We start from the raw sequence: 23,052 nt of genomic DNA on the forward strand, positions 1-23,052 counted from the left end.
TAGCGCCTTCAGACCGTCAGGATTTCCTTTTCCTTGGCGGCGAGCAGCTGATCGACTTCGGCGATCACGCCGTCGGTCGCCTTCTGCACCTCGTTCGACAGGCGCTCCTGATCGTCCTCGGAGATCTCGTGATTCTTCTCGAGCTTCTTGATCACGTCGAGGCCGTCACGGCGCACGTGGCGTACCGCGACCTTGGCCGCTTCCGCGTATTTGTGCGCGACCTTGACCAGCTCCTTGCGGCGCTCCTCGTTGAGCTCGGGAATCCGCAGGCGCAGCACCTGTCCTTCGGTTGCCGGCGAAAGGCCGAGGTTGGAGTCGACGATTGCCTTCTCCACCGCCTTCACCATCGTCTTGTCCCAGACCTGCACCGAGAGCAGGCGCGGCTCGGGCACGCTGATGGTCGCAACCTGGTTGAGCGGCATATGCGAGCCGTAAGCCTCGACCTGGACCGGCTCCAGCATGGAGGCCGCGGCGCGGCCGGTACGCAGACCGCCGAGCTCGTGCTTGAGCGATTGTGTGGCGCCCTGCATGCGGCGCTTCACGTCGTTGATGTCAAAACCAGCTGCGGCCATGACGCTTCTCCCTTTACTAGAAACCGGCTGTCGACGCCCTCGGGTCCAAAGTCTGGACCCGGAGGCGCGGCAATCAGCCGGCGACGACCGTGCCGTGTCCGGTACCGCGCAGAATCGCACCGATCGAACCGGGCTCCGCGATCGAGAACACGATGATAGGCAGCGACGTCTCGCGGGCAAGTGCGAAAGCGGTCGCGTCCATGACCTTGTAGCCGCCCTCGATCGCCTGCGAATGGGTCAGGCGGTCGAAGCGCTTGGCTTTGGGGTCCTTCTTCGGATCGGCGCTGTAGACGCCGTCGACATTGGTGGCTTTCAGCACCGCCTCTGCACCGATCTCGGCCGCGCGCAGCACGGCGGTGGTATCGGTGGTGAAGAACGGGTTGCCGGTTCCGCCGCCGAGCAGGACGATGCGTCCCTCGGCTAGATATTTGTGCGTCGCACTACGGGTGAACAGCTCGGAAATCTCCGGCATCACGAATGCCGACAAGGTCCGCGCCGGGGTCCCCTTGCGCTCGATCGCCGCCTCGAGCGCGAGGCAGTTCATCATGGTGGCAAGCATGCCCATGGTGTCGCCGGTCGGCCGGGACACGCCGCGCGAGGACACCTCGACGCCGCGGACGATGTTGCCGCCGCCGATCACGACCGCGACCTCGACACCGAGCTTGCGGGCCGCGATCAGGTCGTCGGCGACGCGGTCGACCGTCGGTTGATCGATACCGAACCCGTGGGAGCCGGCCAGATATTCGCCGGACAGCTTGATCACCACGCGACGATAGATCGGCTCAGCCATGATGCGATCGCTTTCTCATCCCGCGCAGGCAGGCCTCCGGCGCGGACGCCGGACGCCAGGTGTCAGCGGTTACTTCTTGCCGCTGGCGGCCGCGACTTCGGCGGCGAAGTCGCTTTCCTGCTTCTCGATTCCCTCACCGAGAGCATAGTTCACAAAGCCAGCGATTTTGATCGGCCCGCCGACCTTACCCTCAGCTTCCTTCACCGCCTGGGCAACGGACTTGCCGCTGTCGTGGATAAAGGCCTGATCGAGCAGGCAGACTTCCTTGTAGTAGGTCTTCAGGCCGGAATCGACGATCTTCTCGATGACGTTCTCCGGCTTGCCCTGCTGGCGGTACTTGTCGGCCAGCACGTCCTTCTCGCGCTTGACGGTCTCCGGGTCGAGCCCGGCCGGATCGAGCGCCAGCGGCTTTGCCGCCGCGACGTGCATGGCGAGCTGGCGGCCGAGCACTGCGAGTTCGTCGGTCTTGCCGGTGGACTCCAGCGCCACGATCACGCCGATCTTGCCGGCGCCTTCGACGACGGCGTTGTGGACGTAGCTCGACACCACGCCCTTGCTCACCTCGAGCGAAGCGGCGCGGCGCAGCGTCATGTTCTCGCCGATGGTCGCGATGGCGTCGGAGATCGCGGTCTCGACGGTGACGTCGCCGACCTTGGCCGCCTTGATCGTCTCGACATTGGCACCGTTATGCAGTGCGACCTGGGCGATCATCTTGACCAGGCCCTGGAACTGCTCGTTGCGCGCAACGAAGTCGGTCTCGGAATTGACCTCGACCAGCACGCCCTTGGTGCCGGAGGTCAGCGCGCCGATCAGGCCCTCGGCGGCCACGCGGCCGGCCTTCTTGGCGGCCTTGGACAGGCCCTTCTTGCGCAGCCAATCCTGCGCGGCCTGCATGTCGCCGTTGTTCTCGGTCAGCGCCGCCTTGCAATCCATCATGCCCGCGCCGGTCGATTCGCGGAGATCCTTGACCATCGCTGCTGTGATCGTTGCCATCGTTCAATGTCCTTCTTGCCTGTACAGAAACCGCGGCGCCCGATGGCGCCGCTGTCAGCGACAGGGAAATCGTTGTTCGTGGAATTAGGAGCGGCGGCCGGGCGAGACCCGGCCACGCCGCGTAACTTTTATTCCGCCTCGGCGAGCGTCTTGGCCTGGGCAACCCAGGCGTCGGCACGGCTCGGCAGACCGACTTCTTCGCCGATCTTGTGCGCGGTGTCATGGTCGAGCTCGGCGAGCTGCCAGTAGTGGAAGATGCCGAGGTCGTTGAGCTTCTTCTCGATCGTACCGGACACGCCGGTGAGCTTCTTGAGGTTGTCGGCGGTGCCGCGAGGACCAGCGAGACCCTGGAAGCCGGACGGCGCTGCCGCCGGGAGCTCTTCCTGCACGGGCGCAGCCGACGCACCGATATCGATTCCGGAATCGCCCTGCGCACGCGAGATGCCGTCGATGGCGGCGCGCGCCACGAGATCGCAATAAAGCGAGATCGCGCGGCCGGCGTCGTCATTGCCGGGCACCACATAGGTGATGCCCTTGGGGTCCGAATTGGTGTCGACGATCGCGGCGACCGGGATGTTGAGCCGCTGGGCTTCCTGGATCGCGATGTCTTCCTTGTTGGTGTCGATCACGAAGATCATGTCGGGAAGACCGCCCATGTCCTTGATGCCGCCGAGCGAGCGGTCGAGCTTGTCGCGCTCGCGCTGCAGCGTCAGCCGCTCCTTCTTGGTGTAGGAGCTGGCTTCGCCCGACGAGAGCACGTCGTCGAGATGGCGCAGACGCTTGATCGAGGCCGAGATCGTCTTCCAGTTGGTCAGCGTGCCGCCGAGCCAGCGCGAGTTGACGAAATACTGGGCCGAACGCTTGGCCGCATCGGCAACGCCATCCTGGGCCGAGCGCTTGGTGCCGACGAACAGGATGCGGCCGCCCTTGGCGACGGTATCGCTGACCGCCTGCAGGGCACGGTGCAGCATCGGCACGGTCTGCGCGAGGTCGATGATGTGGATGTTGTTGCGGGCGCCGAAGATGTAATCCTGCATCTTCGGGTTCCAGCGGTGGGACTGATGGCCAAAGTGAACGCCAGCTTCCAAGAGCTGACGCATGTTGAATTCGGGCAGCGACATCGATCTAATTCTCCGGTTGGATCCTCCGGAAACGTGTGAGCAAACGAGCCTGAATGGCCCGGTTGCCACCGGACGGCCTTTGAGAGCCATGTTTCCGTGTGAGATGGCGCGGTATATAGCGCGATTTGCGCCAGAAGCAAGGAAATACGGCCGGTTACACCGGCCGGACGGGCCCCAATCGTACCAAAACGGCCCCGTTTGGCGGCCCGGGGGACCCCTTTACAGGGTCTGCACGTCGACCACGCCCGCGACCGCCTTGATTGCGCCCGCGATCTGCGGCGAGACCTTGTAGCGGCCGGGCAGCTTCATCTCGACCTCGGTTTCGAGGTCCAGCATCATCACCAGCGAGACGTCGCCGTCGGCCGCACCTGCCGGTGCTGCTGACGGTGCGGGCTTGACGGCCGGCGGCTTTGCGGCGCCACCCGGGGCGGGCGCGGCGTCCGGCATGTTGAGCCGGCGGGCGATCGAATCCAGCGGCTTGGTGTCGCGCACGAAAATCCGCAGGCCCTTTTGCGTCTTGGCCGCGGCGTGATCCAGCGGCTCGGCGTGCAGCACCCTCGCCCGCACATCCTCGCCCTGCAGCTCGGCGCCGAGCTGCAGCAGCACGGCCGCGCCGGGCTCCAGCACATCGCGGTACTGCGCGAGGCCCTCGGAGAACAACACCGCCTCGAAATGGCCGGTCGGATCCGACAGGCCCATGATGCCCATCTTGTTGCCGGTCTTGGTGCGCCGCTCCATGCGCGACACCACGGTTGCCGCGACCTTGCCTGCCGTCGCGCCGGTCTTCACCGCACGGGAGAATTCCGCCCAGGATTGCACGCGCAGCCGCTTCAGCGCGGTCGCGTAGTCGTCGAGCGGATGACCCGAGAGGAAGAAGCCGATCGCATCATATTCGCGCCGCAGCCGGTCCGCGGGCAGCCATGGCTCGGCCTGCGGCAGCATGATGCTCGGCGCATCCGGAGCGCTGCCGAACATGTCGTTCTGGCCCGAGGTCGCCGCCTCGTGACTGCGCTGGCAGGCGGCGAGGATCGCATCGGCGCCGGCGAAGACGCGGGCCCGGTTCGGGTCCAGCGTGTCGAAGGCGCCGGCCGCCGCCAGGCTCTCGATGATCCGCTTGTTGACGGCGCGCGGGCTCACCCTTGCTGCGAAATCGGCGAGCGAGGTGAAGGCGCCCTTCTTGTTGCGCTCCTCGATGATCTGCTCCACCGCCTGGATGCCGACGCCCTTCAGCGCGGCGAGCGCGTAGTAGATCGTGTTGCCGCTGACCTCGAAGGTCGGGCCAGAGCGATTGATGTTGGGCGCCTCGACCTTGATGCCGAGCCGCTGCGCCTCGGCACGGAATTCGGAGAGCTTGTCGGTGTTGTTGAGTTCGAGCGTCATCGACGCCGCGAGGAACTCGACCGGGTAATGCGCCTTCATGTAGGCGGTGTGGTACGACACCAGCGCATAGGCCGCCGCATGGCTCTTGTTGAAGCCGTAGTCGGCGAACTTGGCGAGCAGCTCGAAGATCGTCTCCGCCTGCCCCTTCCCGACGCCGTTCTTCATCGCGCCGGCGACGAAGATGTCGCGCTGCTTGTCCATCTCGGCGCGGATCTTCTTGCCCATCGCGCGGCGCAGCAGGTCGGCCTGGCCGAGCGAGTAGCCCGCCATCTGCTGCGCGATCTGCATCACCTGTTCCTGGTAGATGATGACGCCGAAGGTCTCCTTCAGGATCGGCTCCAGGATCGGATGCAGATATTCCGACTCCTCATCGCCGTGCTTGCGCGCACAATAGGTCGGGATGTTCGCCATCGGGCCCGGGCGATACAGCGCCACCAGCGCGATGATGTCCTCGAAGCGGTCCGGCCGCATGTCGATCAGCGCGCGCCGCATGCCCTGGCTTTCCACCTGGAACACGCCGACGACGTCGCCCCTCGCCAGCATCTGGTAACTCGGCGCATCGTCGATCGGCAGCGTCGCGAGGTCGACATGAACGTCGCGCTGCTTGAGCAGCTTGACCGCAACATCGAGCACCGTCAGCGTCTTCAGGCCGAGGAAGTCGAACTTCACGAGGCCGGCCGGCTCGACCCATTTCATGTTGAACTGGGTGACCGGCATGTCGGATTTCGGATCGCGGTACATCGGCACCAGCTCGCTCAGCGGCCGGTCGCCGATCACGATACCGGCGGCGTGGGTCGAGGCGTGGCGGGTCAGGCCCTCGAGGCGCTGCGCGATGTCGAACGCACGCGCCACCACCGGATCCTCATCCCGGAACGCCTGCAGCTTGGGCTCGCCTTCGATCGCCTGTGCCAGCGTCACGGGAGCCGCGGGATTCTGCGGCACCAGCTTGGTCAGCTTGTCGACCTGCCCGTACGGCATCTGCAGCACGCGGCCGACGTCGCGCAGCACGCCGCGCGCCTGCAGCGTACCGAAGGTGATGATCTGCGCCACCTGGTCGCGGCCGTAGCGCTCCTGCACGTACTGGATCACCTCGCCGCGGCGGTCCTGGCAGAAGTCGATGTCGAAGTCCGGCATCGAGACGCGCTCGGGATTGAGGAAGCGCTCGAACAGCAAGGCGAAGCGCATCGGATCGAGGTCGGTGATGGTGAGCACCCAGGCGACCAGCGAGCCCGCACCGGAGCCGCGGCCCGGTCCGACCGGAATCCCCTGCGCCTTGGCCCATTTGATGAAGTCCGAGACGATCAGGAAGTAGCCCGCATATTTCATGCGGGTGATGACGTCGAGCTCGAAGGCAAGCCGCTTGGCGTAGTCCTCCTCGGTCATTCCCGGCGAGAGACCGTGTACCCGCAGGCGGTTGGCGAGCCCCTCCTCGGCCTGGCGCTTCAGCTCGGCAGCTTCGTCGGCGGCGGCATCGGAGCTGGCGGCGGCGCCGACCGTGAAGAACGGCAGGATCGGCTTGCGGGTCTTCGGACGGAACGAGCAGCGCTCGGCGATCTCCACCGTCGAGGCCAGCGCCTCCGGAATGTCGGCGAACAGCACCGCCATTTCCGCACGGGTCTTGAAGCGGTGATCCGGGGTCAATTGCTCGCGGTTGGTCTCGGCGATCAAATGGCCGCCGGCGATGCACAGCAGCGCATCATGCGATTCGTAGTCGTCGCTGCTGGCGAAATACGGCTCGTTGGTCGCAACCAGCGGCAGGCCCTTGCTGTAGGCGAGGTCGATCAGGCCGCCCTCGGTGCGGCGCTCCTTGTCGATGCCGTGGCGTTGCAATTCGATGTAGAGACGATCGCCGAACAGGCTCGCCAGGCGTTCGCAGCGGGTCGCGGCCAGCGCGGCCTGCTCGGCACGCAGCGCCAGCGCGATCGGCCCGTCGGGCCCCCCGGTCAGCGCGATCAGATCCTCGGCGTCGTCGGTGAGCCAGTCGAGCTTGATGTGCGGGGTCTGGTTGACCGGCGTCTCCAGGAACGCCCGCGAGTTCAGCCGCATCAGGTTCTGGTAGCCGCGCTCGCGGGCCGCCAGCAGCACGATTCGCGTCGGCCCCGTCGTCGCCAGGATGCTTCGCGTATTGGGGTCGACATCGCCGAAATCCACCGCCAGCTCGCAGCCGACGATCGGCTGGATGCCATAGCCGGCCATCTTGTCGGAGAATTCCAGCGCCCCGAACATGTTGTCGGTGTCGGTGAGCGCCAGCGCCGGCTGACGGTCAGCCTTGGCGAGTTCGCCGAGCTTGGCGATCTTGATCGAGCCCTTCAGCAGCGAATAGGCGGAATGAACGTGAAGATGAACGAATCCGGCATTCGGCATGGCTGCTCGGGGGTCTCTTGAACTCAGGGATGGCGCAAGTGCCCAAGCCGGAGCTCGAAAGCATCAGACCCGACTCGCATCCCCATCGTGGGGCCTCGACCCTGCCAAGTCCACGCCGAACGCGGCGTGGCGGCAGGTCGTCCTGCTTTTCCCCAGAAGCAACCTATGCCCCTGTCCCTGCGGGCACATTTCAGAACTGGGTGATCAGCTGGGCCCAAACCGCGATCATCCCGACGAACAGCGTGATCGATGCCAGCGCTGCAGCTTCCTGCACGAAAATCTTCAACATGGCCGCTCTCCCTGACTGGAACGTATACAGAACATTGTTCCTTTTTTGTTCTAGGAGTCAAGCGAGGGTCGTTGGTCAGTTTGAAAACTGCCCCCGAAATAAACGGCTTGGTTAACTGCGCCGCAGATCGGACCGGCCGTAAGGCTGATGTCAGCTAGAAATGTTTAGATACATGGACTGCAACATGGCGAGAACAGTTACCGCCCGGCGGCCTAGCGGCTGCCGGGCGTTGTTTTAATCGGCGCCCTTTTTGTTCTCCAGCAGCCAGCCCCGCGATTCATCTCTGACCCGTTCCAGCGCTTGCTGATAGCGCTCGGGCCCGTACGATTCCGGTACTCCCTGTGAGCAAGGGAAAGCGCAGGGGCGAGGCCTAGGATCGAGGAGCTGGGTGCTCCGGCCTCAGCGTGAAGTCGCGATCAATATCTCGGGGGAGCATCGTGATGCCTCGTATCTCCACCACGGTCACAGCAAGACTTCCAGTCAATGCACTCGCGATTCTGGTTCTAACCCTAACGCCCGCCGGCGCAGAAAAGATGTCCAAGCGGCAGCAGGCTGTCGTCAAGCACATCAAGGCCGAATGCAAGGCGAAGGCGGCGCAACAGGCCAAGGGCTACGGCTTCGTCGAAAGATGGCGCGCGTATTCGGACTGCATCAACGATGCATCGAAGACGAACGCCGGACTCGACTTCGCTGATTTCGATTAAGGCGCACGTGGCTCGTCACCGGCAACAGTTCCCGGCCTGCATTTGCCGCGGGAGAATTCCGTGTGAGCTGCCCTTTCCTCCAACCGGAGGCACAAGACGCCCGCGCGGCCAGCCTGGCCGATTGCTCATCCGCCAAGGCAACAAAAAACCCCGGGCCGGAGCCCGGGGTTTTCGATGCCGCTTGGATTAAGCGAGCGATCAGTAACGCGCGATGATCGGGCCACCGAACTTGTAGTTCAGACGGCCGAGGACCATGTCGGTGTCGCCACCGGTGTGGAAGCCGGTCACGCCGACGCCAGCCGGGGTCACGAAGGTCGCACCGTGCGTGTCTTCGAAGATGTGGTTGTATTCGACGCCGAGCGACCAGCCCTGAGTGAAGGCGAATTCGAGGCCAACGCCGACCGTCGGGCTCCAACGGGTGTCGTAGCCGGTCGAGGACGCCAGCGCGCCGCCGGGTGCCAGGAACTGGTAGTTGCGATCGGTGACCGCAGCACCGCCCTTGGCGTACAGCAGGACGTTGTTCCAAGCGTAGCCGATCTGGCCGGTGAACAGGCCGAACGCATCGGTCTTCGAGCGAACGGTGCCGCCCGGGACCAGCAGGTTGCCGGTGCTGCCGGAGAAGTCAGCCCAGTTGCCCTGAGCTTCCAGACCGAACACCCAGCCGCCGGTCTGCCAGCGGTAGCCGACCTGGCCACCGACGGTGCCGCCGTTGGCATCGTAGCTGCCGGCCTGGCCGAAGCCGTCGACCGAACGGTTGTCGTGGCTCTGGCCCCAACCACCGTTGATACCGATGTAGAAGCCGGTCCAATCATAAACAGCGGCAACCATGGGCGGCGGAGCCTTCGTGTAAGGGCGAGCCGCGAGGTCAGCCGCAGAGGCAGCGGTCGCGCTGAGCGCGAGCAGGCTGGCGGTGACAAGCAAAATCTTTTTCATTTTCCCGTTCCAACTTTTTCTACAGGCCCCCAAGGCCGCGAGACACCGTCATAGCAGCCCCCGTCGGAATTGCTGTAACTTCGCTGCAACAGGCAGGCCCAAACGACTTCGCTCAAATTTGAAGTTAATACTGCGTTACAAGCACTTCTTGGAACTTTTGCCACATAGCTGCCGCACAATTTTCACAATTCAAAACTGCGTGCGCAGCTGCGCGCAAGATCGTGTTGACCGGAACCGGCTTGTCCGATTTGGATCGTCGCCGAGATCGAATCTTCGCAGCGATAAGGAATGCACATGCGGACGATGATTCTTGCTGCTGCGGCGTCTGTGGTCACGCTCGCCACGCTTGGTACGGCGCCCTCCCATGCCGTCGGCGTGCGCTACCCGTTCTGCATCCAGGGCGACCGCTATCCAGGTCTCAGCAACTGCTCCTATCCGTCCTATGAGGCGTGCCTGGCCACCGCCTCCGGCATCGGACAGAATTGCATCGCCAACCCCTATTATGCCGGCGACAACGACCCGCGCTCCTATCTGCACGTCGCCCCGCGCGACCGCCGTGAGGGCAATTTCTTCGACCTGTTCATTCACTGACGCCCGGCCCGGCGTCGCCGCCGCGGGAATGTGAGTTGATCGTTCCCGCACGCCGGTGCCTATTCGCACGGATATTCGGCGCGAGCGTTGCCGGCGCCAGATCGACTGGAGCTTCTGATGCGAAACCTGATTCTGGTACTGTTTCCGGCGCTCCTGGCGCTAGGTACCATCGCAAGCACGCCAGCCAATGCCCAGAAATACGATTCGACCTCGCCGGTCTGCAAGACGAACTACCGATGGGGCGGTGAGGATACCGACTGCGGCTACATGTCGCTGGAGCAGTGCCGCGCCTCAGCGTCCGGCCTCGCCGCGATATGCATCAACAATCCCTATTATGCCGGGCCGCCGGTCGATCGTCGGCCGAGCCGGCCTGGCAGACGGCCCCGCCCCGCTTATTGAGGGCTCAAGCGCTTTCCACCCCGACTGAATCAGAGCGGAAAAGGCTCTAGCTTCCTACGCTTAGCGAGCGTTCTTCACACGAACCGCGACCCACTTCGCGCGAAACGCTATTCGAGCTCGACGACCTGTCCGTTCGACAGTGACACCCGGCGATCCATCCGTGCGGCGAGATCCATGTTGTGGGTCGCGATCAGCATCGCGACCCGGGTCGCCTTCACGAGCTGCATCAGCGCGTTGAAGACGTGATCGGCCGTTCCCGGATCCAGATTCCCGGTCGGCTCGTCCGCAAACAGCACCCGCGGTGCGTTCGCAACCGCGCGCGCGATCGCCACGCGTTGCTGTTCGCCGCCCGAGAGCTCGGCCGGACGATGGGTGATGCGGTCGCCAAGCCCGAGATAGGAGAGGATCTCGGTCGCGCGTTTCACGGTTTCGGAGCGCTTGAGGCCGCGAATCATCTGCGGCAGCATGACGTTCTCGAGCGCCGAGAACTCCGGCAGCAGTCGGTGCGACTGATAGACGAAGCCGATATCGGAGCGGCGAATCTGGGTGCGGTCGACGTCGGACATCTGCGAGGTCGGCGTGCCCGCGACATAGACCTCACCCTCATCGGGACTCTCAAGCAGGCCCGCGATGTGCAGCAGTGTCGACTTGCCGGATCCCGACGGCGCCACCAGCGCCACCGATTGACCGGCCCACAGCGCCAGCTTGGCGCCGTTCAGGACCGTCAGCGTCGCTTCGCCCTGCCTGTATTCCCGCTTGATATCATGAAGATAGACAACCGGTACGTCTTCCGCCCCCTCCGCCATGTGCGCTCCTATTCGTACCGGAGCGCTTCAACCGGATCGAGGCGCGCGGCGCGCCATGACGGGTAGAGCGTCGCAAGGAAGGACAGCGTCAGCGCCATGATCACGACGGCGAGCGTCTCGCCGAAATCGACCTCAGCCGGCAGCTTGGACAGGAAATACAGTTCCGGCGAGAACAACTCGGTGTTGGTGAGCCACGACAGGAACTGCCTGATCGATTCGATGTTCAGGCAGATCAGCATGCCGACCGCAAAGCCGGTCAGCGTTCCGACCACGCCGATCGAGGCGCCGGTGATCAGGAAGATCCGCATGATCGAGCCCTGCGAGGCGCCCATGGTACGCAGGATCGCGATGTCCTGGCCCTTGTCCTTCACCAGCATGATCAGCCCGGAGACGATGTTGAGCGCCGCGACCAGCACGATCATGGTGAGGATCAAGAACATCACGTTGCGCTCGACCTGCAGCGCGTTGAAGAAGGTCGAATTGCGCTGCCGCCAGTCGACCAGGAAGACCGGCCGGCCGGCCGCCTCCGTCACCAGCTTGCGATAGATTTCGATCTTGTCCGGATTGGTGGTGAACACCTCGATCGAGGACACGTCGTTGTTGCGGTTGAAATAGGCCTGCGCCTCGGTCAGCGGCATGAACACGAAGGTCGAATCGTATTCCGACATGCCGATCTCGAACACCGCCGTGATCTTGTAGGGCTTGATGCGCGGCGTGGTGCCCATCGGCGTCACCGCGCCCTTCGGCGAGACCAGCGTGATCATGTCACCGGCATGCAGCGAGAGTTGGTCGGCAAGCCGGCGGCCGATCGCAACCCCCTGCCCCTCGTCGAAGCCCTCGAGCGTGCCCTGCTTGATGTTCTTGGCGATCGAGGTGAGGTTGTTGAGATCATCGGCGCGAATGCCGCGGATGAAGACGCCGGCCGCATTGAACGGCGACGAGCCGAGCCCCTGTCCGTCCACGACGGGCGCGGCTAGACGGATGCCCTGCACCTGGCTGATGCGGTCGGCGACGTCCTTCCAGTCGGTCAGCGGCGATTCCAGTGGCTGCACCAGAAGGTGGCCGTTGAGGCCGAGGATCTTGTCGAGCAGCTCCTTGCGGAAGCCGTTCATGACGGCCATCACCACGATCAGCGTGGCAACGCCGAGCATGATGCCGAGGAACGAGAAGCCGGCGATGACCGAGATGAACCCTTCCTTGCGGCGCGCGCGCAGATAGCGTCCGGACAGCAGCCATTCGAATGGCGCAAAAGGCGGGGTACGGACTGGCTCGCTCATGGTCTCATCCATCTCTCGATAATCCCATGATTCGGGTCAAATGTGGCCGGATTACCCCGCCGATAGATACGGCGTGAATAAACTTTAACCCGCGAGCTTCGCGACCACGTCCGCGGGGCTCATGTTCTCGCGTGAACCGTCGCTGCGGCGCTTCACTTCGACCTTACCTTCCGCGAGCCCCTTGGGCCCTACGAGAATCTGCCAGGGGATACCGATCAGATCGGCCGCGGCGAATTTGGCGCCGGCGCGCTGATCGGTGTCGTCGTAGAGCACATCGACGCCCTTCGCCGAGAGCTCGCGATAGAGCTGCTCGCAGGCACCGTCGACCGCGGCGTCGCCCTGCTTGAGGTTGAGGATCGCGGCGCGGAACGGCGCGACCGCCTCGGGCCACTTGATGCCCGCGTCATCATGACAGGCCTCGATGATGGCACCGACCAGACGCGACACGCCGACACCGTAGGAGCCGCCATGGATCGGCACGTCGACGCCGTCAGGCCCCGCCACCATCGCCTTCATGGTGTCGGAATATTTGGTGCCGAAATAGAAGATCTGGCCGACCTCGATGCCGCGGGTGTTCAGCCGTTTTGCTTCCGGCACTTCCTGCTCGAAGCGCGCAGCCTCGTGGACGTCCTCGGTCGCCGCATAGACCGAGGTCCACTGCTTGATGATCGGCGTCAGATCGCCCTCATAGTCGACGTCCTCGCCCGGCACCGGCAGGTCCAGCACATCGCGGTTGATGAAGACGCCGGACTCGCCGGTCTCCGCCAGCACGATGAACTCATGGCTGAGGTCGCCGCCGATCGGGCCGGTCTCGGCCCGCATCGGGATCGCCTTCAGGCCCATCCGCGCAAAGGTGCGCAGATAAGCCACGAACATCTTGTTGTAGGAGCGCCGCGCGCCGGCCTCGTCGAGGTCGAACGAATACGCGTCCTTCATCAGGAATTCGCGGCCGCGCATCACGCCGAAACGCGGACGCTGCTCGTCGCGGAACTTCCACTGGATGTGGTAGAGGTTGAGCGGCAGGTTCTTGTAGGACTTGACGTAGGAGCGGAAGATCTCGGTGATCATTTCCTCGTTGGTCGGTCCGTACAACAGCTCGCGCTTGTGACGATCGAGGATGCGCAGCATCTCCGGGCCATAGGCGTCGTAGCGGCCGCTTTCACGCCAGAGATCGGCAAGCTGCAGCGTCGGCATCAGCAGTTCGAGCGCACCGGCGCGGTCCTGCTCCTCGCGAACGATCTGCTCGATCTTCTTCAGCACCCGAAAGCCGAGTGGCAGCCAGGCATAGATGCCGGCCGCCTCCTGCCGCATCATGCCCGCGCGCAGCATCAGCCGATGCGAGACGATCTCCGCCTCTTTCGGGTTTTCTTTCAGGATGGGCAGGAAAAACCGCGACAATCGCATGGCGTTACTCGGGAATCAGGAAAGCGTGGGAAGCGCAGCAGTGAAACCGGATCGGCTGTGAAAACACAAGGCCGCCAAATGACAAAAGCCCTTCAAATCAGGCTATTTTCCGCCATTTGAGCGATTTGCGTCCCGCCGGCGTGCCCGGCGCGCCGATCGTGCGTTTACCTGACCTCGAAATCGTCTTCCAGCGTCACTTTCTTGAAATCGTTCACCAGGGCGTCGATCTGCATGTGCCAGCGGCCCGGGACCGGCAACGGCACCTTCTTGACGTGCCAATAGCCGTCGGGACCCAGCGCGGCGCTGCGTTCCAGCGGCTCGATGCCGCGATCCGGCAGGCTCAGCGTCAGCGTCGCCTCCTTGGCCGCGAACGGGCTGGCATCGCCGTTCATCAGCTGCAGCACAAAGTCATTCTGCCCGACCTTGCCCGGCGCGATCAGCACCTGGAACATCGCGGCATCGGTGTGGATGTGGACCGCGAGCGGAACGTCGTCCGACATTGCCAGCACGCGGGGCGGCGGCGTGAAGCGCCAGAGCGCGACGAGACCGAGGATCGCGATCATCAGCACGAACTCGAGCGCGATCGAGCGCTGCAGCGGCCGCGTGCGGTGAAATTCGCGCGCGATGGCCGGCGTGAACACCAGCCGGTTCAGCGCAGCGAGCGTGAGCAACAGCGACACCAGCACAAGCTTCGCCAGGAGGACGTTGCCGTATCCGGTGTCGATCAGTGCGCCAAAGCTTTCGAGCTGAACGACGGCGAGTGCCAGGCCGGACAAGGCGATCAACGCGACGACCGGCACCGCGAGCATTGAAAAGCGCCCGAGCACCCGCAGCAGCGAATCCTTGCGCTGCCAGGCCAGCACCGCCAGTGGCCCGAGTGCGCCCATCCAGAACGCGAGGCTAACGCCATGGATGAACAGCGCGGACCTCGTCAGCCATTGCGGAGAGGCGGTGGCGGCATGACCGCTGACCGCAAGCGACAGCCCGACGCAGATCATTGCGACCGCGGTGCGGATCCAGGCCGCGCTGAACGACGGACTGCGCCAGCCGACCGCCGCGATCAACATCGCAGCCATCGCGAGCAGCAGTGCAGGAAACAGGCTGGTGCCGGCGGCGCTGGCCCACGCCGCCCAGGTCAGGATGCCCGTGATCGGCAGGTTCAGCAGGTCGACGCCCTGCAAGCCAAGCGAGGCGACCGCGCCGATGAGGCCGATCGCCAGCGACCACATGATCAGCCGTTCGCCGGCCGGGCCCTGCCCGATCCAGGTGGCAAAGAACACACCGCCGACGCCTGCAAACAGCCCGAGATAGAGCCCGAGTCGCGCCAGCCAGATCAGCCCATGGAGCAGGCCGTCGCCAGCCGGCGCCGCCGAGCCGGTGACGACGCCGATCGAGAACAAGAGCGAACCCGCAACCGGATGGCCGTCCTGCGACACCACCCGATAGCTGACCACCTGCGTGCCCTGAGGCAGGTCCGCCGGCAGGGTCACCATGACAGATTGATCGACGGCGCGGATCGTAACGTCGCGCGGCTTGCCCGCAGCGTCGAGCAGGCTGACCGCGGTCGGCGCCACCGCTTCGTTGAAGCGGAGCACCACCGTCTTCGGTGCCTCCGTCACCACGCTGCCATCCGCAGGTTCAGCGGCGATCAGGACGGCATGCGCATGGGCCGAGGTCGCAAGACACAGCGCCACGAGCAACGCGGCAAGACTAGCAACGACAAGACTTGCGACCGCCCGCACGGCTTACGACTTCGGCAGCAGCTTGACGCCGGGCGCCGGCGTCTTGCTGCCATGGTCGTGCCCGCCGCCCTGCCCCTCGGCCGGGATATCGATCCAGCGGCTGACGCCCTGTTCGCATTCCTGCACGACGGGGAAGTACAACGTGGTGTTCGGCTTCAGCGTATCGGTGAGAAACGTCTGCATCACGAACTCTTCGTAGTGCTGGTCGGAGAGCTTGCCACCGCTCCAGGCGACTTCCTTCACGCCCTCGGAGAGCTTGGCACCGTGATAGTCGTACTGGGCGGCGTATTTGCCGGTGACCGTATCGAGAGCCCAGCCGGGCTTCGGCATCGGCTTCACCCCGATCACGCCATCCGGAATCTGCACGCGGATCTTGATCGTCGCCGATCCCGCGCAGCCGTGCGGCACGGCGAAGACAGCCTTGTAGTAGGAGCCGACCGGCGCCTGCTTTCCCTCAAGCGTGATATGGGCGACCGCCGGCGACGCTGCGAGCAGCGCCGCCGTAGCAATGAGGAGCGTGGTTGACCGCATGGCTCCCTCACATCTTCTTCATGTCCATGTGACCGGAATGGTCGCCATGGCCGGAGTGATCGCCGCCACCCGGCGCCTGCGCACCGACAGCCTGGACGTCCAGCGAGACCGAGACCTTGCCGGCCTTCTCGAATTGGAGCGTGACCGGAACCTTGTCGCCCTGCTTCAGCGGGTTCTTCAGGTCGAACATCATCAAATGATAGCCGCCGGGTGCAAGCTTGACGGTCTTGCCCGGCTCGATGGTCAGTCCCTTGTCGAGCGCACGCATCTTCATCACGCCGTTGTCCATCGACATTTCGTGGACCTCGATCTTGCCGGCGACGTCACCCGAGCCCGACACCAGCCGGTCCGGCGTCGTCCCCTTGTTCTCGATCGTCAGATAGCCGCCGCCGATCTTGGCGCCGTTCGGCGTGGCGCGCGTCCACGCCTGGGTGATCACGAGGTCGCCGGCCTTGACGTCCTCCGCGCGTACGGACGTAGACACGAGCGCAGCAGTCAGCGTCGTGAGGGCGAGGATGCGAGAGAACGATTTCATGGCGACGGCTTCCTTTCAGATTGAAGTAGTTGTGCTATCGGATTGTTGCGGCCTGGGCCTCAGACCATTTGTTCAGATCGGCGATTTCGGCCGATCCCTCGATCGTTGTGATCGTTCCGTCACGGGCGATCAGCATGGTTCGCGGAATATCACCTTGCCACGCCGGATCGATCTCAAATCTCAATCGCTCGGCAAAGCCGTCGCCAAAAATCCAGTTCTCGGCGGAAGCGAGCCCGGCGTGATCCAGCATCGATCGCGTCGCCTCCGGAAGGTTCGGAACCAAATCCGCGCTGATCGTGACGACGTCGATATCGGGATGATCCTTCATGAACTGGCCAAGCTGCGGCAGTTCGACCTTGCATGGTCCGCAGGTCACGCCCCAAAAGTGCACCAGCGTCGAATGACCGGCGTGCGCACGCAGCAGCTTCTGCCAGCTGCCGCGTTCGAACGGCTTCGGCGCGCTCTCCCCCGCCGCCAGTGCGGACGGCAGCGTTGCGAACAGGACAAGCGCAGCGAGCAAATGACGTTTCATGGTTCGCCCTCGATCGCTTGAAAATGGTAGCCGTCGGCCTTGGTCATCCACGACAGGTAGGTCTGCCGGCTGTTCGAGACCAGCAGCGGATGGTCGGAGCTGTCGGCGGTGTCGGCGATATCAGTGGGCTTCGACCATGTCGCTCCATCGTCATGCGATGTCATCAGATTGATCGATGTCTTCTGGCCGTCGAACTCCTTCCAGGCCATTACAAGCCCCGGCGGCCCAGCGGTGATCTGCGGCCGTGACGGGCTGCGGTTCGGCTGACCGATCTGAAGCGGATCGGAGAAGGTTTTGCCGCCGTCGCGTGACCGCGCATAGAACAATCCCTTGCGCGCCTTTCCGTTGGTGTACCACGTCACGTGGTAGGTTCCTGCGGGCGAAATGGTCAGGCTGGGACCGTGGTGCGGACATGCCGCGATCTGCCAGTCGTCGCGGCTCACCCGATGCACCTCGCCAGGGGTGGCCAGATCGGTGAATGTCACGATCGCATGGTCACGCACGCCACCTTCGAAAATGTTCCGAAACACCACGACAGGATGGCCCGAACCATCGAACGCCAGGGCGAGACGGCAGCACTCGCAGGTGTTGTCAGCCACGAGCTGCGCGTCGGAATAGGTCGCGCCACCATCCTTCGAGGTCGCAAAGAACAATCCGGCACCGTCATACTTCTCGCCGCGCTGCTGCGCCGGCACGCGGTTGCGCTTGTCGAGCCAGACCGCGAACACCGCGCCTCCTGGATCGAAGCCGATCGCCTCGAAGCGCTGGCTCTCGTTGCTGGTGGTGATCGACTTCGGCGGATCGAAGCTGCGCCCGCCATCGGTCGACCGCGTGGTCAGCACCTGCCCATTGAAGGCCTGATCGCGGAAGGTCGAGAAAGCCAACGCAAGCTCCCCCTTGGCGTCGATCGCAAGCTTCGGCCGGGCGTCCGGCCCCCAATCCAGGTTGAGCCGCTCCCGCGTCACCTGCGCCGGCGCGGAAAAGCTCTTGCCCTGATCCTTCGAGCTCGCGACGGAGATCTGACCGCCGGCCATCCATGCGAGCCACAATGTCCCGTCGGGCGCGAAGGCCGGCGTGACCTTGGTCGCGCAGCGCAGCACGGTCTCTTCGCATGCCGCTTCGGAGGCGTGTTGATGGCTCATTTGCGCCATAGCACTGTTCGGCAAGGCCGCAAGCATGACCGTTGCCAGCACTGTCAGAGCCGCAGGTTTCTGGTATGTCATCGATGCGCTCCTCACTTGAACGCAATCTTCATGCCCGCCACGAAGGCGCGCGGCGATCCGGCATAGATCGAGTTGGTCGAGTTCGCCAGTACGCTCGCGGGATTTTGAATGCCCGCCGCGGTCACCGAATTCGTGATGTTGTTCGCCGAAGCCACATAGGTCCGATCGAAAACGTTCCTCACCTCGACGTACAGATTCAGCGTCTTGAAATAATCGGAGACGAGACCAGTCGTGTAGTGCAGGTTGAGATTGACGAGTTCGTAGCCCGGCGCCCTCAAGAGGTTGGCGTTGTCCATGTAGAAGCCATCCTTCCACTGGACCTCGACGAACCCGCCGAGTCCCTGGAACGGACCCGACAATTGGTCGTAGCCCAACCGCGTCGTGAGCTCGTTCGGCGAGATGCCGGGAATCTTGTTGCCGACCCGATTGAAGCTGAAGACCGCGCCATTCGTGATGTTCTCGACGTATTCCGTGTAGACCTCGTCGAGATGGGTGTAGGCAGCCGAGAACCGCCAGCCCGGCAGGAACTTCCAATCGGCGGCCAGTTCGACGCCGCGATGTTCCGATCGCGGCGCATTGAACGTGTAGGAGATGCCCGATAGCGGCGTTGCCTGCGAGACCAGCTCGTCTTTGAAGAACTCGTAGAACCCGGTGACGCTTACCTTGAGCGCATTGTTTGGCGTCCAGTCGGCCCCGATGTCGTAGCCCAGATTCTTCTGCGTCTGCAGCTGGGTGTTATTGCCCGAAGCGCCGCTCGGCAGGACGAAGAGATTGCTGACTTGCGGTGTGCCGTAGCCGGTTGCCACGCGGCCGCGGAATTGCCAGTCGCTGTTCAGCCGGTAGAGCAGCGCAAGCTCAGGCGCCGTATTCTGGAATTGGCGATCCGCGGTCGTGATCGCCGTGGTCGTCGTCCCGGCCGCGCCGGTGTAGCTATAGGCGGTGTTTCGCCCGGTAAGATTGGTGGTCTCCCAGCCGATCCCGGCAACGGCTGTCAGCGCAGAGGTGAGCTTTAGTTCCTCGCGCGCACGAAGGCCGTAGTTCGTTGTCGTGCTGAACAGATTGCTGGACAGGCTTCCAAGCGTCGCATTTCCGCCCGGCATCACATTACGCGTATCGCTCGAAGCGGTAAGCGTATTGTAGAAGCCGCCGAAATAGGCCGTCGAATCCATTCCGAAGATGTCGCCGCGCCTCACGACGTCGCTCATGTAGTTGTAGGACGGGAAGTCGCCGATCGAGCTCGTCGATCCCGTCGGTTGGCTGATATTGCGGTCGTCGAAGACGAACTGGTTGCGCCAGGTGGTCTGGTTGTCGAAATCGTGCTCCCAGCGGCCGCCGACGATGGTCCGGCGATCATAGCGCCCGAGACCCGCCTGGACTGCAGTCTCCTTGTCGGTCCCGGCTGCCGAATTGAACCCGTTGTTGAACAAGGTCACGGTTCCACATCCCGGCGCGGCCGTCGCTCCGGTCGCGCAGCCCTGCTGGAACGGGTTCTGGTTGAACTGGTTGAGCGACGAGCGGATCGGCAGGCGCGCGGTCAGGTCATTGTTGATCAGCTTGAACGTGAAACGGTCGTCCGGCGTGACCTGCAACGTGCCGAGGAAATTGACGGTCTGGGTATTGAACCAGCTGTTGCCAACATAGCCGTCGCCGCGCGCGTCGCTCGCGAACAGCGAGCCCTCGAAATTGCCGACCTTCTTGCCCGCGGCCAGATAGTTGTTGAGATAGCCGAAGCTGCCGCCGTCGACGCCGTATTCGACGCCGTCGATCGTGCCGCCCGGCCGGGTCCGGAAATTCAACGCGCCGCCGGTCGCATAATTGCCGTAGAGCGCCGATGATGGCCCGCGGACCACGTCGATCGCACCATAGGCGTGCGGATCGATCAGGTCGCTGCGCGACAGGCCGTCCGGCTGCGTGACCGGAAAGCCGTCGTCGAAGATCACGAGGTTACGGATGCCGAAGCCATTGCGTGCATTCGACCCGCGAATCGAGATGCCGAAATCACGCGGGCCGTTGCCCTGCTTGATCGAGATGCCGGGACTGTCGCGCAACACGTCCGCCACCGAGAAGGACGGCCGATTGTCGAACTGGCTGCGGTCGATGGTGGTTTGCGTCTGACCGGCTGGCCCCTGGTTCAGGCTGTCCCGCGCCGCGCCGGGCGCGATGCGCTGCGCGCGCCCAGCCGCCGCCACGGCCAAGGGCGCCAGTGGCCTTGCAGGCCGCCGGGCAGCAACCGCGCGCGTCTTCGGCTTGGATCTTGCCGGTTTCGCTCGCGCGGCCTGCGGTGCATCGACCGTGACGGACGGCAACGTCGTCTGGGCCTCTGCCCAACTTGTAAGCATGGAAAGCCCGACGCCCAGCGTGAGCGCACTGGCGCCGGCCCGCGGATGAAACCGAAACATGGATGAATCCTGACACCGGCTCTGCGGCCGGCTTGCTCTAAGGCACTCGCCGGCGCGCGACGCGCACCGGCAGCGAGAACGTCGTCAGGAAAAAAGCGGCGGCGCGCGGGCTTGCGCGGACAGGCGCGCCTGCGAGCGATCGAATTCGCCCGCGAAATCAAGCCAGGCGATGCGCGTCGAAGGCCGCTCGACGGCGTGCGCCGTGATCTCCGGATTATCAACGGGCGCACCGGTCTGCAGCACGCTGCATGCGGAGCAACAGCCGTCATGGGCATCATGACCGGTCTGGTCACCCTGCCCGGCTCCGGAGCCGGCATTGCCGTGGCAGATGGTGGCGGCCGCGAGCGGATCGGACGTGGCAAGGCTCGCCGCCCAGCAGGCCCCGATCGGTGCGAAAATCTGCACCAGCAGGGCAACCAGGACTATGGGCAGAAAAATCTTCAGCCGCCGGCGCATCGCAAAACCCATCCGGGACGGAACTAACCACCACAGCCGTCGGAAGTCGAGATCATCGACCTCGCTCGTTTCTTCCGGCTGACGGAAATAGCCGGGCGTGATGGTTGCGCCACGGCCACTCCACAGGCCTTTGTATCCCCTTACCCTGTCACGTGTTTTCAGCTCGCTTTCGCAACTGCCAGTGGCACCATCCCAATCATTTCGCAAATTGCTCGAAATTTGAACAATCGTTGCCGAAAATGATGACAAGGCTGGAAAGATAGTCTACCAATTCGGGCTCAGGCCAGCCGCGAGGTGTGTCCTGGTGGTCCAAGTCTCGGGAGGAGCCCGACGCGCACAAGCAGCGTCACCCCATCAATCAAGATCAAACCGAATTTTTGGGGCAAATAGGGTCGACACAATTTTTGGAGCAGGGCTTGGAGCCCTGCTCTTTTTTTATGTGATGATCGCAAAGCGCTATGACTCCATCATCGAATCCAATCGAACGCAGTTTTGAACTCGCAGCGGCGGCTTGCGATGATCTCACGCCGTTGGTGTACCAGCGCCTGTTTCGCGAACATCCCGAGGCGCAGGCGATGTTTCGCACAGAAGGCAGCGAGCCGGTGAAAGGCTCGATGCTGGCGCTCACGATCGAAGCCATCCTCGATTTCGCAGGCGAGCGCCGCGGACATTTTCGCCTGATCGAATCCGAGGTGTTCTCGCATGACGCCTACGGGACGCCGCGCGAATTGTTCGTCGCATTCTTCGCCGTGATCGCGGACTGCTTGCGCGACATTCTCGGTGAGCAATGGTCTGACGAGTTCGATGCTGCGTGGCACAAGCTGCTTCGCGACATCGAGGCCATCGTGCTGCAGCAGAAACATCTCGTGGACGCGAAGGCGTAGCGTCACCGTTCCGATTGTGACACACTCCCTTTATCCGCGGCGCGTGCAACTGACGCCGACGGTCAGAAAAACGAAGAGGGAGCAAACAATGCCAGGGACCGACAAGGGGATGGACAAGGCGTCGACGACTCGGCGCGATCTTCTGCAATTGGCGGCGGCAGGCGGAGCTGCGGCTGGCCTGTTCGGCGGAATGGGCGTGACGTCCGCGCTCGCAGCCGAAATGGGACGTTCGGAGAAGCCGCTGAAGGCCGCATTCTCCAACGCCGGACTGCAGGCGACATGGTGCGCGCAGGGCAAGCAAGCCGCCGAGTTCTGGGGCAAGCTGTTCAATGTCGAGGTGACCTGGTTCGACGGCCAGCTCGATGCCGTCAAGCAGCGCGCCGCGATCGACAACATGGCCTCGCAGAAATGGGACTTCGTCGCGATCCAGGCGTTCGGCATCGGCACGCTGACCCAGCCGGTGCAGAAGATGATCGACGCGGGCACGCCCGTGATCGACATGGACACGCTGATCGCGCCGCTCGACCAGATCAACGTCCATTCGTTCCTCGCCCCCGACAACGAGTTCATGGGCGCCTCGGTGACACAGGCGCTGTGCAACGCGATCGGCGGCAAGGGCAAGGTCATCATGACCCAGGGCGCGCTCGGCCACACCGGCGCGCAAGGCCGCGCCAAGGGCTTCAACTCCGTCGTGAAGCAGTTCCCGAACATCGAGGTGCTGGACACGCAGCCCGCCGATTGGGACGTCTCCAAGACTGCCCGCCTCTGGGAAACCTATCTGACGAAGTATCCGCAGATCGACGCCGCGTTCTTCCACAATGACGACATGGCGCTTGCCGCCGCCAACATCATGAAGGCGCACAACCGCACCAACATCCTGATCGGCGGCGTCGACGCCATGCCACCGGCGATCCAGGCGGTCAGCGAAGGCCGCATGTTCGCAACCGTGCGCAATCCGTCCTGCCGCATCCATGGCGGCGCGATCGTGGCGGGCGTCGCGGCCGTGGTCGGCGGCGAGAAGAGCGGCCAGGGCATTCCGAAGAACGTCGTGACCGATGGTCCCGTCGTGACCAAGGCCAACGCCGCCGGCATGCAATGGATGGAGGATCACTTCCTGATCTGAGCGG

Annotated in this window: 21 protein-coding genes; 5 read left to right on the forward strand and 16 right to left on the reverse strand. The window is 63.9% G+C overall.

Annotated elements, in window-relative coordinates; translation table 11 throughout:
• Positions 1-8: 8 nt before the first annotated feature.
• The 5 genes from frr to dnaE form a co-directional block, all read right to left on the reverse strand.
• Positions 9-572 carry a ribosome recycling factor gene (gene frr, locus ACOIX3_RS21520; protein ID WP_028334007.1) on the reverse strand — a complete coding sequence of 188 codons (564 nt, stop codon included), beginning with the start codon at positions 570-572 and terminating at the stop codon, positions 9-11.
• A 73-nt stretch (positions 573-645) separates the two neighbouring features.
• Positions 646-1,362, reverse strand: a complete 717-nt coding sequence (gene pyrH, locus ACOIX3_RS21525) for a UMP kinase (RefSeq protein ID WP_092114611.1) — start codon at positions 1,360-1,362, stop codon at positions 646-648.
• A gap of 69 nt (positions 1,363-1,431) precedes the next feature.
• Positions 1,432-2,355, reverse strand: a complete 924-nt coding sequence (gene tsf, locus ACOIX3_RS21530) for a translation elongation factor Ts (RefSeq protein WP_212314810.1) — start codon at positions 2,353-2,355, stop codon at positions 1,432-1,434.
• Positions 2,356-2,483: 128 nt separating this feature from the next.
• Positions 2,484-3,476 carry a 30S ribosomal protein S2 gene (locus ACOIX3_RS21535; protein ID WP_092114613.1) on the reverse strand — a complete coding sequence of 331 codons (993 nt, stop codon included), beginning with the start codon at positions 3,474-3,476 and terminating at the stop codon, positions 2,484-2,486.
• Positions 3,477-3,695: 219 nt separating this feature from the next.
• Entirely contained in the window at positions 3,696-7,220 is a 3,525-nt protein-coding gene (gene dnaE, locus ACOIX3_RS21540) for a DNA polymerase III subunit alpha (RefSeq protein WP_420964186.1), read from the reverse strand.
• 729 nt (positions 7,221-7,949) lie between these two features.
• On the opposite strand from dnaE, the gene ACOIX3_RS21545 reads away from it, so the two are divergent.
• Positions 7,950-8,213, forward strand: a complete 264-nt coding sequence (locus tag ACOIX3_RS21545) for a hypothetical protein (protein WP_420964187.1) — start codon at positions 7,950-7,952, stop codon at positions 8,211-8,213.
• 198 nt (positions 8,214-8,411) lie between these two features.
• Here ACOIX3_RS21545 and ACOIX3_RS21550 read toward each other — a convergent pair whose 3' ends face one another.
• Positions 8,412-9,146, reverse strand: coding sequence for an outer membrane protein (locus ACOIX3_RS21550; RefSeq protein WP_420964188.1), 735 nt, complete (start codon positions 9,144-9,146; stop codon positions 8,412-8,414).
• 294 nt (positions 9,147-9,440) lie between these two features.
• Here ACOIX3_RS21550 and ACOIX3_RS21555 point away from each other — a divergent pair, with 294 nt between their 5' ends.
• Together ACOIX3_RS21555 and ACOIX3_RS21560 are read left to right on the forward strand one after the other, a co-directional pair.
• The gene (locus ACOIX3_RS21555; protein ID WP_420964189.1) at positions 9,441-9,737 is read left to right on the forward strand and encodes a DUF3551 domain-containing protein; all 297 of its coding nucleotides are present in this window, start codon (positions 9,441-9,443) and stop codon (positions 9,735-9,737) included.
• A gap of 117 nt (positions 9,738-9,854) precedes the next feature.
• On the forward strand, positions 9,855-10,136 hold the full coding sequence (locus ACOIX3_RS21560) for a DUF3551 domain-containing protein (RefSeq protein ID WP_420964190.1): 282 nt from the start codon (positions 9,855-9,857) through the stop codon (positions 10,134-10,136).
• A 107-nt stretch (positions 10,137-10,243) separates the two neighbouring features.
• Here the strand turns inward: ACOIX3_RS21560 and ACOIX3_RS21565 are convergent, their stop codons facing one another.
• From ACOIX3_RS21565 to ACOIX3_RS21610, 10 genes are all read right to left on the reverse strand, one after another.
• Complete coding sequence (locus ACOIX3_RS21565) at positions 10,244-10,942, reverse strand: ABC transporter ATP-binding protein (RefSeq protein WP_212314825.1); 699 nt, start codon at positions 10,940-10,942, stop codon at positions 10,244-10,246.
• Positions 10,943-10,950: 8 nt separating this feature from the next.
• Entirely contained in the window at positions 10,951-12,231 is a 1,281-nt protein-coding gene (locus tag ACOIX3_RS21570; RefSeq protein ID WP_420964191.1) for a lipoprotein-releasing ABC transporter permease subunit, read from the reverse strand.
• Between the two features lie 72 nt (positions 12,232-12,303).
• The gene (proS, locus tag ACOIX3_RS21575; RefSeq protein ID WP_097673593.1) at positions 12,304-13,623 is read right to left on the reverse strand and encodes a proline--tRNA ligase; all 1,320 of its coding nucleotides are present in this window, start codon (positions 13,621-13,623) and stop codon (positions 12,304-12,306) included.
• 164 nt (positions 13,624-13,787) lie between these two features.
• On the reverse strand, positions 13,788-15,365 hold the full coding sequence (locus ACOIX3_RS21580; RefSeq protein WP_420964192.1) for a copper resistance CopC/CopD family protein: 1,578 nt from the start codon (positions 15,363-15,365) through the stop codon (positions 13,788-13,790).
• A gap of 3 nt (positions 15,366-15,368) precedes the next feature.
• Positions 15,369-15,896 carry a YcnI family protein gene (locus ACOIX3_RS21585; protein WP_420964193.1) on the reverse strand — a complete coding sequence of 176 codons (528 nt, stop codon included), beginning with the start codon at positions 15,894-15,896 and terminating at the stop codon, positions 15,369-15,371.
• Positions 15,897-15,903: 7 nt separating this feature from the next.
• Positions 15,904-16,431 (reverse strand): copper chaperone PCu(A)C, encoded by a 528-nt coding sequence (locus tag ACOIX3_RS21590; protein ID WP_420964194.1) that lies wholly within the window; start codon positions 16,429-16,431, stop codon positions 15,904-15,906.
• Positions 16,432-16,465: 34 nt separating this feature from the next.
• Entirely contained in the window at positions 16,466-16,963 is a 498-nt protein-coding gene (locus ACOIX3_RS21595; protein WP_420964195.1) for a TlpA family protein disulfide reductase, read from the reverse strand.
• The gene (locus ACOIX3_RS21600) at positions 16,960-18,186 is read right to left on the reverse strand and encodes an exo-alpha-sialidase (protein WP_420964196.1); all 1,227 of its coding nucleotides are present in this window, start codon (positions 18,184-18,186) and stop codon (positions 16,960-16,962) included. The genes ACOIX3_RS21595 and ACOIX3_RS21600 overlap by 4 nt, the downstream gene beginning before the upstream one ends.
• Positions 18,187-18,197: 11 nt before the next feature.
• Positions 18,198-20,585: a TonB-dependent receptor family protein gene (locus ACOIX3_RS21605; RefSeq protein WP_420964197.1), complete on the reverse strand. Its 2,388-nt coding sequence runs from the start codon at positions 20,583-20,585 to the stop codon at positions 18,198-18,200.
• 84 nt (positions 20,586-20,669) lie between these two features.
• Positions 20,670-21,290, reverse strand: a complete 621-nt coding sequence (locus tag ACOIX3_RS21610; protein ID WP_420964198.1) for a DUF2946 domain-containing protein — start codon at positions 21,288-21,290, stop codon at positions 20,670-20,672.
• 209 nt (positions 21,291-21,499) lie between these two features.
• Here ACOIX3_RS21610 and ACOIX3_RS21615 point away from each other — a divergent pair, with 209 nt between their 5' ends.
• Both ACOIX3_RS21615 and ACOIX3_RS21620 read left to right on the forward strand, forming a co-directional pair.
• Positions 21,500-21,925, forward strand: coding sequence for a globin (locus tag ACOIX3_RS21615; protein ID WP_420964199.1), 426 nt, complete (start codon positions 21,500-21,502; stop codon positions 21,923-21,925).
• An 88-nt stretch (positions 21,926-22,013) separates the two neighbouring features.
• Positions 22,014-23,048 carry a sugar ABC transporter substrate-binding protein gene (locus tag ACOIX3_RS21620; RefSeq protein WP_420964200.1) on the forward strand — a complete coding sequence of 345 codons (1,035 nt, stop codon included), beginning with the start codon at positions 22,014-22,016 and terminating at the stop codon, positions 23,046-23,048.
• The last annotated feature ends 4 nt before the right edge of the window (positions 23,049-23,052 follow it).

This window comes from Bradyrhizobium sp. B120, assembly GCF_049075665.1.
In the GTDB taxonomy this organism is placed as follows: Bacteria; Pseudomonadota; Alphaproteobacteria; order Rhizobiales; family Xanthobacteraceae; genus Bradyrhizobium.

Bases quoted from the DNA above. Each gene is read 5' to 3' on its own strand.
- frr (WP_028334007.1), bottom strand. From the start codon at position 572: ATGGCCGCAGCTGGTTTTGACATCAACGACGTGAAGCGCCGCATGCAG.
- pyrH (WP_092114611.1), bottom strand. From the start codon at position 1,362: ATGGCTGAGCCGATCTATCGTCGCGTGGTGATCAAGCTGTCCGGCGAA.
- tsf (WP_212314810.1), bottom strand. From the start codon at position 2,355: ATGGCAACGATCACAGCAGCGATGGTCAAGGATCTCCGCGAATCGACC.
- ACOIX3_RS21535 (WP_092114613.1), bottom strand. From the start codon at position 3,476: ATGTCGCTGCCCGAATTCAACATGCGTCAGCTCTTGGAAGCTGGCGTT.
- dnaE (WP_420964186.1), bottom strand. From the start codon at position 7,220: ATGCCGAATGCCGGATTCGTTCATCTTCACGTTCATTCCGCCTATTCG.
- ACOIX3_RS21545 (WP_420964187.1), top strand. From the start codon at position 7,950: ATGCCTCGTATCTCCACCACGGTCACAGCAAGACTTCCAGTCAATGCA.
- ACOIX3_RS21550 (WP_420964188.1), bottom strand. From the start codon at position 9,146: ATGAAAAAGATTTTGCTTGTCACCGCCAGCCTGCTCGCGCTCAGCGCG.
- ACOIX3_RS21555 (WP_420964189.1), top strand. From the start codon at position 9,441: ATGCGGACGATGATTCTTGCTGCTGCGGCGTCTGTGGTCACGCTCGCC.
- ACOIX3_RS21560 (WP_420964190.1), top strand. From the start codon at position 9,855: ATGCGAAACCTGATTCTGGTACTGTTTCCGGCGCTCCTGGCGCTAGGT.
- ACOIX3_RS21565 (WP_212314825.1), bottom strand. From the start codon at position 10,942: ATGGCGGAGGGGGCGGAAGACGTACCGGTTGTCTATCTTCATGATATC.
- ACOIX3_RS21570 (WP_420964191.1), bottom strand. From the start codon at position 12,231: ATGGATGAGACCATGAGCGAGCCAGTCCGTACCCCGCCTTTTGCGCCA.
- proS (WP_097673593.1), bottom strand. From the start codon at position 13,623: ATGCGATTGTCGCGGTTTTTCCTGCCCATCCTGAAAGAAAACCCGAAA.
- ACOIX3_RS21585 (WP_420964193.1), bottom strand. From the start codon at position 15,896: ATGCGGTCAACCACGCTCCTCATTGCTACGGCGGCGCTGCTCGCAGCG.
- ACOIX3_RS21590 (WP_420964194.1), bottom strand. From the start codon at position 16,431: ATGAAATCGTTCTCTCGCATCCTCGCCCTCACGACGCTGACTGCTGCG.
- ACOIX3_RS21595 (WP_420964195.1), bottom strand. From the start codon at position 16,963: ATGAAACGTCATTTGCTCGCTGCGCTTGTCCTGTTCGCAACGCTGCCG.
- ACOIX3_RS21600 (WP_420964196.1), bottom strand. From the start codon at position 18,186: ATGACATACCAGAAACCTGCGGCTCTGACAGTGCTGGCAACGGTCATG.
- ACOIX3_RS21605 (WP_420964197.1), bottom strand. From the start codon at position 20,585: ATGTTTCGGTTTCATCCGCGGGCCGGCGCCAGTGCGCTCACGCTGGGC.
- ACOIX3_RS21615 (WP_420964199.1), top strand. From the start codon at position 21,500: ATGACTCCATCATCGAATCCAATCGAACGCAGTTTTGAACTCGCAGCG.
- ACOIX3_RS21620 (WP_420964200.1), top strand. From the start codon at position 22,014: ATGCCAGGGACCGACAAGGGGATGGACAAGGCGTCGACGACTCGGCGC.